This window comes from Phenylobacterium sp. FG114, from assembly GCF_057809855.1.
Genome location: NZ_JBMDKU010000014.1, coordinates 77,987 through 90,411 on the forward strand (window position 1 = coordinate 77,987; position 12,425 = coordinate 90,411).

A 12,425-nucleotide genomic window follows, 5' to 3' on the forward strand; every position below is an offset into this window, starting at 1 on the left:
CCTAGGTGATGGCGTACATGAAGTGGTTGATGCCGGCGCTGGTGCGCTCGCCGCAGCCAACGGCCAGCACGCCGTTCAGCCAGGCGTATCGCGGGTCGGCGGTCTCGAAGACCGGGGCGATGCGGATCAGGTAGCGGCCGGGATCGACGTGCGGCTGGGCGGGATCGCGGAAGAGGGCCCCGACCTCGGCCGGGATCACGCTGCGGCCGGTGTAGGTGACGTAGATCGTCGCCCCGTCGTCGGTGCGCCAGACGACCCGCGCGTCGAAGGTCCCGACCGCCGCGCCGTCAGGCCCGGCCCCGCTCTCGGACCAGTTGCCCCCGCCTGGCAGGATGTCGCCCTTCAGCCGCGGCCCCTCGAACCGGCCGCCCGTGACGTAGCCGACCCGGCGATTGCGCCAGGGCGACTGGCCCAGCGCCATTATCTCGCCGCCCACCTCGAAGGCCGCCATGCACAGCGGTTCGCTCTTGAGCGAACGGGCGCCGAAGTCGAAGGCGGACATGGCAGGCTCTCCATTTGCTTAGAGAGCTAAGCTATCGGCCCCGCCGGGGCCGGGTCAATGCGCCGAGGTTCGATCGTAGCCGAACGGGCCGGGTCCGCGTAGGAAGACAGGAAGCCTCGATCCCGGACCGCCCGTGAACGCCAAGACCTCGTCCCTCATCCTCGCCACGCCCTGCTACGGCGGGATGATCCATCTGATCTACATGCAGTCGCTATTGAAGCTGCAGAAGGCCTGCGCGGCGCGAGGGCTCGCCCTGCGCACCGACCTTGGCGGCGGCGACGCGCTTATCGGCCGGGCGCGCGGGGGGATGATGGCGCGGTTCCTGGCGTCGGAGGCGACCCACCTGCTGTTCGCCGACGCGGACGTGGGGTTCGAGCCTGACGACGTCTTCCGGCTGCTGGCGGCGGATCGCGACGTGATCGGCGGCTTCTATCCCAAGCGGCGGGTCGACGATGCGGCGCTGGGACGGGGCGACCGGCTGTCCGACGCGACGACGCTGGAGGCCCGGCCGCTGGAGGCGGGCTATGGCGAAGGCCTGCACAAGGTGGCGGCCCTTGGCACGGGCTTCCTGCTGGTGTCGCGGCGCGCCGCCCAGCGGATGGCCGACGGCTATCCGCAGCTGCGCGCCAGCATGCGCGACGTGGCGGGGGCGACGGTGAGCCATGCGCCGATGGTCTTCGACTCGTTCATCGAGCCCGAGACTGGCCGCTACCTTACGGATTACGAGGCGTTCTGCCGCCGGTGGCGCGACCTGGGCGGTGACGTCTGGGCCGATCCCGCGGTGCGTGTCAGCCACCTGGCCGAGATCGCGGTTCGGGCCTAGAGCGCGTCAGGGTCAAGTGGAAGCCGGTTAACCCGCCCGACGCGCTCAACACAGGCTCTAGACGTCACTCCGGCACGTGGCCGGTGCGGACATCGGTCGATCCCACAGGCAAGGTGTAGAGGCTGCCGTCCTCCGCGATGTTCCAGTCGCCGCGCCGGGCCTGGTCCACGCCCCGGGCGAAGATACGCCGCGCCATGATGTTATCGGGCGGCGGGATCAGATGGTAGAAGACCAGGAGTTTCACGCCCGCGGCGTTGGCCACCCCGGCCGCCTCCGTCGGACTGATATGGTAGCTCTGGATGTCGGCCATGATGTGGGCGACCCGGGCCCTGCCGGCGTCCCGCGCCGTGCGCTCCATCGACCGCACCATTTCGCGGTTCATCGCCTCGGAGAACAGGATGTCGGCGCCTCGCGAGGCGGCGACGAGGCGCGGGTCGGCGGTGGTGTCACCCGTGACCACGATCGAACGACCCTTGTAGTCGAAACGGTAGGCGTAGGCCGGGGCCACCGGCGCGTGGTTGGTCTCGATGGCCGTGATCTTCATGGCGCCGTCGTCGAGGACGACGGCCGTGTGCGGCTGCGCGCCGGTCATCGCGATGGTATGGGCGACCATGGTCCCCGTCGCCGGCGGCAGGAGCGCGGCGGTATGGTGCGCCGTGCGGTACACCTCATCCTGGGCGTAGGCCGTGTTGAAGCCCGCCACGACCTGTTCGACGCCCGGGCCGCCGTAGACCGCGAGCTGCGCAGGCCGGCCGGCCACCCAGGTCTGGAGATTGAGCTCGGCCAGGTCGCCGATGTGGTCGGAATGGAAATGGGTGAGCAGCACCCCGGCCACCTTGTCCAGCGGCACGCCCCACAGCATCAGGTTCTTGGTCGACTCCGGGCCGCTGTCGACGATGTACATCTTGCCGCCCGCCATGACGGCGACGCACGCCTTGGCGCGGTCGCGGCTGGGCAGGGGGGCCGAGGTGCCGCAGAGGGCGACGCGCAGCGCGTCGTCGGCCAGCAGGCCGGTGTTGTCGCGCCGGATGTTGTGCTGGATGAACTTCAGGAACAGGCGGTCCTGGACCTGCGGACTATGGGCCGCGAACGCGCCGACCGCGCCCAGGGCCACAAGCACCCCGGCTGCGCCGACCAGGCCGCGTAACGGCCGGCCGGGGTCGCCGGCTTCGGGCGGCTGGCCCCGGAGATGGAGGACGAGCGCGGCGAGAGCGATCGCTTCGATGGCGAGCGATCCGGGCGGACCGGCCAGTTCGCCGCTCACGGCCCAGGCGATCAGGCGGCCCGTGACGATGGCGGCCATCACGGCCGCGGCGGCCAGCAGCAGGCCGCGCCGCCGAGCGTAGAGGCCCACCAGGCAGAGCACGGACAAGGCCACGAAGGCGCCGCCCATGTCCGCGCGCAGGGTCGCGAGGCCGCCGAGGCCCAGGGCCTCGAGGCCGAAGCGCCCCGCAAGACGTTCGGGTGCGACCCAGAAGCCGACACCGAGGGCGGCGAACAGCAGGCCGTAGAGCGTGATGACGACCCGGGTGATCAGGCGCATGGGGTGGGTCCTGGCGAGAGGGGTCAGGCCGGCGGGGCGTGGCCGGCAAAGAGGTCGGCGGAGGCCTTGGCTGCGATCGCGTGGGCCGAGGGCGGGTCGAGGCCTAGGCCGCGCAGGAGGCCGAACGCGAGATCGCGCGACACAGCCGCGGCCTCCCCCGGGATGTCTCTGTCGAGGACGCGGGCGACGGCGATCTGCACCTGACCCACCGCCATCAGCACGCCGGCCTCAAGGGGAAGTCCGGAGAAGCGGCCCGCCTCGAAGCCGGCCTGGATGTCGGCGCGCACGCCGCGGTTCATGGGCAGGTCGGGGATGCCGGCGCCCTGGAAGAGGCGCTGCACCAGTCGCGCGCCGTCCGGAAATTCCATGGCGTTGCGCGCGAAGCCGCACAGGGCGCGGGCGACGCGCTCGGCCGGGTCGTCGACGCCTTCGGCAAAGCGCGCGGCCTCGACCTCGACATGCCGCCGGGCCTGGTCGGCGAGTTCGCGGGCCAGCGCGTCCTTGTCGGGAAAATGGTTGTAGAAGCTGCCCTTGGCCACGTCGGCGGCGGCGACGATGTCGTCAACGGACACCCCGTCGACCGAGCGCACCGCGAACAATTCCTGGCCTGCGCGGAGCAAGGCGGCTCGGGTGCGCAGTCTGCGGCGATCCGTGCGGGCTTCAGGCTCCGGCATGGCGAGTCTCTATTGAACTGTTCGGTCATTATTGGACGGAACGGTCAGAAACGCAAGCCGGGTCGGAGGAGGCCGCGCAGGCCTCCTCCAGGGGAGAGGTCAGTACCGGTAGCGCAGGAAGGCCCCGAGGCTGCGAGGCCGGTTCAGCGTGAGCAGGTCCTCGCCAAGGCTGTCGATGTTCGAGATCGACACGAAATAGGTCTCGTCGAACAGGTTGCGGGCGAAGACGCCGGCCTCGACCTTGCCGTCCTCCGACCGCCAGCCCGCCTGGGCGCCGACCACCCAGACGCCGTCCTGCGACAGGCGTTCGGCGTTGGAGTTGTCGAAGTAGATCTTCGATGAATAGGCCGCGTCGACCGTGCCGATCAGCGAGCCGCCGGTGGGCAGCGGGTGGCTGTAGTTGGCGGCGACGTTGAACGTCACCTTCGGCGACTGGGGCAGGCGGTTGCCGCTGAAGTCGTCGCCCTCCGAGACATAGTCGCCGTAGCTGGCGTCGAGCAGCGACAGGCCCGCATCGATGGAGAGGTTGCGGGTGATCTTCGCCGTGGCCTCGACCTCGGCGCCGTAGACGTCGGAGTTGGCGGCGTTGTCGAGCACGAGGACGGTCAGGCCGTTGCGCAGCGCCTGGGCGAAGACCTGCTGGTCTTGGTAGTCGTAGTAGAAGGCCGAGAGGTTCAGGCGCAGGCGCCGGTCGAACAGCTCGGACTTGAGGCCCACCTCGAAGGCGTCGAGCTTCTCGTTGTCGTAGGGAATCAGCTCTTCCGGCGTCGTGGCCAGGCCGCCGAAGAAGCCCCCGCTCTTGAAGCCCCGGTTGTAGGTCGCATAGACGCTGGCGTCGTCGCTCAGCTCGTAACGCAGGCCCAGTCGGCCGGACCAGGCGGAGAAGGTCTTGCTCTGTTGCGAGGTGAGCAGGACGATCAGCCCGCCCTCGGCCTGGCTGCGGTAGTCGAAGCTCTTGTCGTCGGCCGAATAGCGCAGGCCGAGCGTGGCGGTCAGCCGGTCGGTGACCTTGTAGTCGGCCTGGCCGAAGGCGGCGTAGCTCTTGGTCTTCTGAGTGTAGGGATAGCTGAAGGCCGCGACGCTGTCGGCCAGGCTGAAGCCGTCCGGGAACAGCGGGCGCAGGTCACGCAGGACGTCCTGGGTCGAGGCGTCCTTCACCGTCTCGTCCATGTAGTAGGCGCCCAGCACCCACTTCAGCCGCGCGGCCGGGTCGTTCGACTGCAGCCGCAGCTCCTGGGTGAACTGGTGCTGGCGGGCCAGATAGTTGATCTCAAGCATCTGGTTCGGGCTGGCGTCGGTGTTCTCGAAGGCGTTGCGGTGGGCCCATGACCAGGCGGTGATCGACACCAGCGAGACGTCGCCGAGGTTCCAGCTGACGTTGGCCGAGGCGCCGAAGAGGTCGATCTTGTCCTTGCCCTCGCTGTTGGCGTCGAGCGCGCGGTCGTCGTTGTCAGTGTCGACGTAGCCGAAGGCGTCGCCGCATTGGGCCGTGCCGTAGAAGACGGGTTTGCAGAAGCCATCCGCGCCGGCGGCGCCGGGGGTCGCCGGGAACAGGGCGCGGTGCTGCGGCTGGGTGGCGTCGCCCCGGTTGGCGAAGCGGTTCACTTGGAACAGCGCCTCGATGTCCTCGGTCGGGGTGTAGAGGGCCGACAGACGCAGGGCCCAGTAGTGGGTGTCGTTGACGTCGTGGCCCGTGACGCGGTTGTAGGTGTAGCCGCCATCGTCCACGAACAGGCCGGCCGCGCGCACCGCCAGGACGCCCGGGATCACCCCGCCGCCGACGCCGGCGCTCAGGTTCACGGCGTCATAGGTGGCGTATTCGGCGCTGGCTTCCGCGGTGAAGGCTTCGGTCGGGCGTTTGGTGGTGACGTTGACCGCGCCACCGTTGGTGTTGCGGCCGTAAAGCGTGCCCTGGGGCCCGCGCAAGATCTCGATCTGGCCGATGTCGAAGAAGCCGGCCATCTGGGCCAGGGGCGAGCTGACGTAGACGCCGTCGACGTAGATGCCCACGCCACTCGACGAATTGGGGTTGAAGTCGCTGAGGCCCACGCCGCGGATGAAGATCTTGGGGTTGGCGGCCGCGTCGCCGCTCGAGACGCGGAGGCCGGGCGCCAGGTTGTTGAGGCCGATCACGTTGGTCACGCCGCGGTTGGCGAGGGCCTGGCCCGACAGCGCGGTCACGGAGACCGGCACATCCTGCAGGTTCTCGGCGCGCTTCTGCGCGGTGACGACGATCTCATCGACCGAGACGACGTCGCCGCCGGCGGTCTGGGCCGCCGCGGTCCCGGCGGACAGGGCAAGAGCCGCACAGCCGGCAAGCAGTATCGATTTCATGGTTCATCCCCTGACGTTGTCGTCTTTGCGACAGGTCATATACGATAGTAAAAACTATGGAATGCCAAATCCTGCGATCGCGGTGGACGCGGGTCCCCGAGGTGACGGATTTTCGGGCGCCTGGCCGGGACAGTGACGGCGGCGCGTGCGGACGGCGCTGAGCGCCGGGCTTTTGAACGAGACGAGGGGATCCCATGCCGGCCTGCTACACCGACCGCCTGAGCGTCCGACCGGGCGAGCGTTTCACGCTTCACGCCAGCGCCGCGAACGGCCCCTGCCGGCTTTCGATCGCGCGCGTCGGAGCGGAGCGCCACGAGGTGTTGGCGCGGGGCGGACTGCCGGTCGCCGACCATCCGACGCCGCCCAACGCGGACCGGGACGGATGCGGCTGGCCCGCCGCCCTCGAGGTCGAGGTCGGGGCCGACTGGCCGTCCGGATATTACGACATCGTCCTGACCGACGCGGCGGGGGCGGAGGCCCACCATTTCGTCTGCGTGAAGCCGCCGTCGGGCGTGCGCCGATCCACGGCGCTGCTGGTGCTCGCGACCAACACCTACCAGTCCTACAACTACTGGGGCGGGGCGAACGCCTATTCGAACGTCACGGGGCTGATGAGCGGTCAGGTCCCCTTCGCCCAGGCGATGGACGAGGCGATCGGCGTGCTGTCGACGCACCGGCCGTTTCCGCCGCTGATCGTCGCGCCGCCGGCCGACGCGGCTCGGCTGGTGAACCTGCGCAAGCGCGGCTTTCAGGAGCGGCCGTGGGCGGGCGATCCCGACTGGATGCGCAAGCATCGGCCCTCGCCTTACGACGGTTCGGCCGGCTTCCTGCACAAGTGGGAGCATGTCTTCGTCGCCTGGGCGGAGGCCGAGGGTTATGTGTTGGACTTCGCCACCGACTACGACCTGGAGGCGGAGTCCGACCTCCTAGCGGGCTACGAGGCGGTGCTGTTCGTGGGGCACAGTGAATACTGGTCGGCGGGCGAGCGCGACCAGGTCGAGCGTTTCGTCGACGCTGGCGGCAAGGCCGCGATCCTCTCGGGCAATTCCTGCTTCTGGAAGGTGCGCTGGGAGAACGACGGCAAGACCTACGTCTGCCACAAGTGGAAGGGGTTCGAGGCCGAGGACGTGCCGGCCGAGCAGGCCACGCACCTTTGGTCGCATCCGGCCTTCGGTCGGCCCGAGGCCGAGATCACCGGCCTCAGCTTCGTCTTCGCCGGCTACCACCGCCTGGGCATGTGTGTCTCGCGCGGGCAGGGCGGGTTCACGGTCTATGACGACAAGCACTGGGCGCTCGCGGGCTCGGACCTCTTCTATGGCGACGTGATCGGCGGCGACCTGCCGCTGATCGGTTACGAGAGCGACGGTTGTCGCTTCCAGTTCGGCGATGACGGCCTGCCGAGGGCGACCCCGATGCTTGGGGTGCCGGCCAACCTGGAGATCATCGGCATCGCCCCGTGCGCCTTCGGCGAAGAGGCGGGGCGCGGCTACAATCCGATCATTCCGCCGGAGAAGCTGGACGTGATTGCCGATGTGATCTTCGGCGACAGCAGCCTGGAGGCCCAGGCCAAGGTGCTGCGGGGCCATGCCGTCCTCGCCAGCTTCAAGCGCGGCAAGGGCGAGGTCTTCAATTCCGGGACGACCGAGTGGGCGCACGGTCTGGGCGCGCGCGATCCCTTCGTCGAAACGATCACCCACAACGTGCTGCGGCGGTTCGGCGTGAGCCGGGCTAGTGATCCAGCATCTGGTTCATGAAGGCGAGCTTGGCCGGCGGTTCCAGCGGGCCGGCTGCCTTCAGCAGCTTGAAGGCCTCGTCCGCCGCCCCGACCGCGTGGTCGATGTCGGCGTCGGTCATAGCCGCGCAGATGAACATGTTGTGCCAGGGGTGGAAGTAGACCCCACGCTTAATCAGCGCCTGGTTCCAGAAGTAGCCCTTGGCCAAGGTCGGGTCGTCGTCGACCATGATCAGCGGCAGTTGCGCAGGTCCGGTCTGGCGCAGCGCGAAGCCGTGGCGGCCGGCGGCCTCGTCCAGGCCGTCACGCAGGCGCTGGCCCAGGGCCTGGGTGCGCTCGAGGTAGTCAGTGTCGCGGATGCGCTGCAGCGTCTTCAGCGACGCGGCCATCGGCGCGGCCGAGAACCAGTACGAACCGGTGGCGTAGATGGTCGAGGCGGCCATCCGGGCGACGTCGGCGCCGAGCAGGGCCGAGATCGGGTGGCCGTTGGCGATGGCCTTACCCCAGCTCGACAGGTCGGGCTTCACGCCCACAAGCGACCAGCTGGAATCGCGGGCCAGTCGGAAGCCGGCGCGGACGTCGTCGACGATCAGCAGAGCGCCGTGCTCGTCGCACAGCTCGCGGGCGCGGCGGGCGTAGGCGGGGTCGGGCAGTTCCTGGTCGACGAAAGTGTCGTGCTTGATGGGGGAGGCGAAGATGGCGGCCAGGTCGCTGCCGGCCTCGCGGACCGCCGCCTCCAGGCTCTCGACGTCGTTGTAGTCGTAGAACACCTGGTTCGCCCGATCGCCGGGGGCCACGCCTCGCTTCAGCGGCGTGCACCAGGGGGCGGCGCCGTGATAGGCGCCCCGCGCCAGGACCACGGTGTTCCTGCCCGTGTGGTTGCGGGCGATCATCAGCGCCATCGTCGTGGCGTCGGTGCCGTTCTTGCAGAAGATCGCCCAGTCGGCATGGTCCACCATGCCCACCATCGCCTCGGCTAGTTCCACCATCGCCTCGCCCGGGCCGGTCATGGTGTCGCCCGCCCGCATGCGCTCGGCGTAGGCGTCGTCGATCTCCTTGTCGCCATAGCCGAACAGGTTGGGGCCGTAGCCGCACAGGAAGTCGAGGTAGCGGTTGCCGTCCACGTCCCACAGGTGCGCGCCTTCCGCGCGGGCGAAGAACTGCGGATAGTCGTCAGGGAGAAGCAGCACCGACTGGTGTCCGTACATGCCCATGGGGATCACCGCCTGGGCGCGCTCGGTCAGCGCCTTGTTCTTGCTGTTGGTCCAGGTCATCGGCGCGCCCTCGGCGTAAAAAGATAGTTTTGACTAGCTTATCGCGAGGCGGCTACAAATCAACCGAGCTTGAAAGGTGAGGCATGGGCGAGGGTCTTCTCTGCATCGGGCTGACGACGCTCGACATGGTGGCGCGGCCGATCGACGCCCTGCCGACGAGCGAGGGCACGCGGCTCATCGAGGGGATCGCCGTGGCCCCAGCGGGCACTGCCGCCGGCGCCGCGATGGTTGCGGCGCGGCTGGGCGTGAAGACCGCCCTGGCTGGCAGCGTCGGCGGCGACTTCATGGGCCGGGTGGTGCGCCTGGGCCTGGAGGAGCAGGGGATCGACACGGGCCTGGTGCAGGTGCTGGACGGCTATCCCACCTCGGCCACCATCCTGACCATCGACTCGCAGGGCCGGCGGCCCAACTTCCACGCGCTGGGCGCGGGCCTGTTTGCGCCGATCGGCGAGGCGGTGATCGCGGCGGCGGGCCAAGCGGCCTTCCTGCACTATGCCGGGATCGGCGGGCCGAAGCTGGATGGCGGCGCGGGACTGGCTGTCGTGCAGGCGGCGAAGGCCGGCGGGGCGACGGTGACTTGCGACCTGATCTCGCCGCAGCCGACGGCGCTGGCGGAACTGGAGCGGCTGCTGCCCCACGTGGACTATTTCATGCCCAGCGTCAGCGAGGCCTTCGCCCTGTCGAAGACCGAAAGCCTTGGCGCGGCGGCGGACTTTTTCCTGGGCCTGGGCGCCGGCGCGGTGATCATCAAGAACGGCGGGGCCGGGTCGTACGTAGCCCTGGGCGCCGAGCGGACGTCGCTGCCGGCGTACGCCATCACGCCCGTGGACACGACCAGTTGCGGCGACTCGTATTGCGCGGGCTTCATCGCGGGATTGAGCCGCGGGCTCGCGCCGCTGGACGCCTGCCGGTTCGCCACCGCCGTGGCGGCGCTGGTGGCCCAGGGGCTGGCGACGCTGGGCAAGCTGGAAAGCTACGACGGCGTGCTGGAGGCGATGAAGACCATGACGCTGAAGGAACCCGGCTGATGCCGACGCCCGAGGAAGGCAAGCTCAGGACCCGCATGGTCGAGGTGATGCGGGCGATGGACGCGCGCGGCCTGAACCGCGGCACGTCCGGCAATGTCTCGGCGCGGTTCGGGGAGGGCATGCTGGTGACGCCGAGCGGCGTGCCGCCCGAGCGGCTGAGTCCCGAGGCGATGGTCTTCGTCGGCTCCGACGACAGCATACCGGAAGGCCAGCTCAAGCCGTCCAGCGAGTGGCGGATGCACATGCAGATCCTGCGCCGGCGTCCCGACGTGGGCGGCGTCGTGCACTGCCATTCGCGCCACGCGACCATCCTGGCCTGCGCGGGCAAGCCGATCCCGGCGGTGCACTACATGGTGGGCGTCAGCGGCGGGGCCAGCGTGCCGGTGGCGCCCTACGCGGCGTTCGGCTCCGAGGACCTGGCGGATGCCGTGGTGGCGGCGCTGGACGGCCGTAACGCCGCCCTGATGGCCAACCACGGCCAGATCGCCGTGGCGCCCAGCCTGAGCCACGCCCTGCTGATCGCCGAGGAGATCGAGGAGCAGGCCGCGGTCTACTGGGGCTGCCTGGCGATCGGCGGGCCGAACCTGCTGTCGGACGGCCAGATGGACGAGATCCTGACGCGTTTCCGCTCGTACGGGCAGAAGTCGTGAGCGAGAACGCGCCCGCGCCGCAGCCGCTCAACCTGCCGGTGCTCTACATCGGGGTGGTGGCCCTCTTGATCGCGGGGCTGCAGCCGGTGGTGCTGGGCGGCCTGGCCGAGGCGGGGCGGTTGTCGGCGTCGGGCATCGGACTGGCGGCCACCGCCGAACTGCTGACGCTGGGCCTCGGCTGCGGCGTGGCGGCCGCGATGCTGAAGCCGACGGGGCTGCGCGCCAAGCTGGCGCTGGCCTGCCTGGGGCATACGCTGTGCAATCTCGCGAGCCTGTGGGTGGCGGATGGCGCCCTGATCGGTCTGCGCGGCGTCACCGGCCTGTTCGCCGGGGTGATGCTGTGGTCGACGGTGGGGATGATCGCCCGTTCGGCTCGGCCTGAGCGGCAGGCCGGCATCTTCGTGACGGCGCAGACCCTTGCGCAACTGCTGCTGGCGGCGGCGCTGCCGCGCACGGTGATGACGGCGTGGGGCGTCGATGGAGCGCTGGTGGCGCTGGCGGCGCTCTCCCTCACGGCGGCCGCGACAGCCTTCTCCGCGCCGCGCGCCTTCGCGCCCCTGCCGAAGCCCGAGCAGGGCGGCGGGCGCCTGAGCGGACTGGCGTGGGCCGGGCTGGCGGCGGTCTTCCTCTACCTGGCCTTCATCGTCGCCATCTGGGTCTATCTCGAACCCCTCGCGGCCATGGTGGGCCTGAATCCCAGCCAGGCGCACGACGCGGTGGCGGCGGCGCTGGCGATGCAGGTCGTGGGCGGCCTCGCCGCGACCCTGGCCGGCGAGCGCCTGAAGGCGAGCCACGTCCTCGTCGGCGCCGGGGTGATCAACCTGGGGCTCGTCACGGCATTGTCGGCGCACCCGACGGGCGCGCTGTTCATGGGGCTGGTCGCGGCCTTCGGCTTCCTGTGGCTGTTCGTCCTGCCCTTTCACACGGTGTTGCTGATCGCCATCGACCCCTCCCGGCGCGCGGCGATGCAGCTTGGCGCGGCCCAACTGTTGGGCAGCAGCGCCGGGCCGCTGGCCGCCTCGCTGCTGGTGGGCGACGCTGACGTGGGCGGGGCCATGAGGCTGGCGGCGGGATGCCTCGTCGCGTCGCTCGCACTGATCGTCGGCGTGGTGGCGGTACTGGCCCGTCGCGGCCCGCTCGCCGAGACGCTTTAGCCAGCCTTGGCGTAGCGCTGAGCGAGGCGCTGGTAGTGCATGGCCACCATCCAGCAGACATCCTCGTTGATCCGCGCCTCGTCGAGGGCCGGCTCCTCCAGCACCATTTCGGTGGCGGCGTAGGATACTTCGGTGGTCAGGCGGGCGGCGCGGAACAGCTCGCTCTCGGGCACGCCGGGATAGGCTGCGGTGAGGCGGGCGCTGATGAACTGGGCGACCTTGTCGCGCGAGGCGATGCGGATGTCGCGCAATAACGGCACCGCCCGAAGCGCGCGCATGATCCAGATGCCCCCCGGGATCTGCCGGGTGATCTCGTTCACTTGCTGCTGGAGGTCGCGGTTCTTGGCCACGGCCTGGTCGAGGTTCGCCGCTTCCAGGCCGCCGGCGTCAACCCAGGCGAAGACCGCCTCGTCCTGCGCGTCCATCAGCCGGCGGGCGAGCTCGCCCAGTATGGCGTACTTGTTGGGGAAGTAGCGATAGAGCGCCGGCGGCGTCATGCCCGCCCGCTCGCAGACGAGGTTCGTCGTCAGCCGCTCGAACCCTACCTCGCCCAGCAGTTCGCCGGCCGTCGACAGCACCGCCTCGAAGGTGTTGCGGGCGCGGTTCTGGGAAGGGGTGGTCCGGGCGTCGAGCTGCATGACGGGCGTCTCGGCAGGTCGCGCGGCGCGCTTCGTCATCTCACCTCGGCGGAGCTTCGAGCCGCCATGGTAT

At 69.8% G+C, this 12,425-nt stretch carries 11 protein-coding genes; 5 read left to right on the forward strand and 6 right to left on the reverse strand.

Going from position 1 to position 12,425, the window contains the following annotated elements; translation table 11 throughout:
* Window position 1 precedes the first annotated feature (1 nt).
* Window positions 2–502 (reverse strand): DUF3237 domain-containing protein, encoded by a 501-nt coding sequence (locus tag ACODSY_RS20960; protein ID WP_488953833.1) that lies wholly within the window; start codon window positions 500–502, stop codon window positions 2–4.
* Between the two features lie 133 nt (window positions 503–635).
* On the opposite strand from ACODSY_RS20960, the gene ACODSY_RS20965 reads away from it, so the two are divergent.
* Complete coding sequence (locus ACODSY_RS20965) at window positions 636–1,325, forward strand: hypothetical protein (RefSeq protein ID WP_488953834.1); 690 nt, start codon at window positions 636–638, stop codon at window positions 1,323–1,325.
* Window positions 1,326–1,389: 64 nt separating this feature from the next.
* On the opposite strand, the gene ACODSY_RS20970 is transcribed toward ACODSY_RS20965, so the two are convergent.
* The 3 genes from ACODSY_RS20970 to ACODSY_RS20980 form a co-directional block, all read right to left on the reverse strand.
* On the reverse strand, window positions 1,390–2,868 hold the full coding sequence (locus ACODSY_RS20970; protein WP_488953835.1) for an MBL fold metallo-hydrolase: 1,479 nt from the start codon (window positions 2,866–2,868) through the stop codon (window positions 1,390–1,392).
* A gap of 23 nt (window positions 2,869–2,891) precedes the next feature.
* Complete coding sequence (locus ACODSY_RS20975) at window positions 2,892–3,542, reverse strand: TetR/AcrR family transcriptional regulator (RefSeq protein WP_488953836.1); 651 nt, start codon at window positions 3,540–3,542, stop codon at window positions 2,892–2,894.
* A gap of 99 nt (window positions 3,543–3,641) precedes the next feature.
* The gene (locus ACODSY_RS20980; RefSeq protein WP_488953837.1) at window positions 3,642–5,876 is read right to left on the reverse strand and encodes a TonB-dependent receptor; all 2,235 of its coding nucleotides are present in this window, start codon (window positions 5,874–5,876) and stop codon (window positions 3,642–3,644) included.
* Window positions 5,877–6,070: 194 nt separating this feature from the next.
* On the opposite strand from ACODSY_RS20980, the gene ACODSY_RS20985 reads away from it, so the two are divergent.
* Window positions 6,071–7,630 (forward strand): N,N-dimethylformamidase beta subunit family domain-containing protein, encoded by a 1,560-nt coding sequence (locus tag ACODSY_RS20985; protein ID WP_488953838.1) that lies wholly within the window; start codon window positions 6,071–6,073, stop codon window positions 7,628–7,630.
* Here ACODSY_RS20985 and ACODSY_RS20990 read toward each other — a convergent pair.
* A complete protein-coding gene (locus ACODSY_RS20990) occupies window positions 7,605–8,882 on the reverse strand; it encodes an aminotransferase class III-fold pyridoxal phosphate-dependent enzyme (RefSeq protein WP_488953839.1) in 1,278 nt (425 codons plus the stop codon). The genes ACODSY_RS20985 and ACODSY_RS20990 overlap by 26 nt on opposite strands.
* A gap of 83 nt (window positions 8,883–8,965) precedes the next feature.
* On the opposite strand from ACODSY_RS20990, the gene ACODSY_RS20995 reads away from it, so the two are divergent.
* From ACODSY_RS20995 to ACODSY_RS21005, 3 genes are read left to right on the forward strand one after another with little or no spacing between them, the layout of a single operon-like run.
* Window positions 8,966–9,910 carry a carbohydrate kinase family protein gene (locus ACODSY_RS20995; RefSeq protein WP_488953840.1) on the forward strand — a complete coding sequence of 315 codons (945 nt, stop codon included), beginning with the start codon at window positions 8,966–8,968 and terminating at the stop codon, window positions 9,908–9,910.
* Window positions 9,910–10,560, forward strand: a complete 651-nt coding sequence (locus ACODSY_RS21000; RefSeq protein WP_488953841.1) for a class II aldolase/adducin family protein — start codon at window positions 9,910–9,912, stop codon at window positions 10,558–10,560. Before ACODSY_RS20995 ends, ACODSY_RS21000 begins: the two co-directional genes overlap by 1 nt.
* A complete protein-coding gene (locus ACODSY_RS21005) occupies window positions 10,557–11,714 on the forward strand; it encodes an MFS transporter (RefSeq protein WP_488953842.1) in 1,158 nt (385 codons plus the stop codon). The genes ACODSY_RS21000 and ACODSY_RS21005 overlap by 4 nt, the downstream gene beginning before the upstream one ends.
* Here the strand turns inward: ACODSY_RS21005 and ACODSY_RS21010 are convergent.
* Window positions 11,711–12,391, reverse strand: coding sequence for a TetR/AcrR family transcriptional regulator (locus tag ACODSY_RS21010; RefSeq protein ID WP_488953843.1), 681 nt, complete (start codon window positions 12,389–12,391; stop codon window positions 11,711–11,713). The genes ACODSY_RS21005 and ACODSY_RS21010 overlap by 4 nt on opposite strands.
* Between the last annotated feature and the right edge of the window lie 34 nt (window positions 12,392–12,425).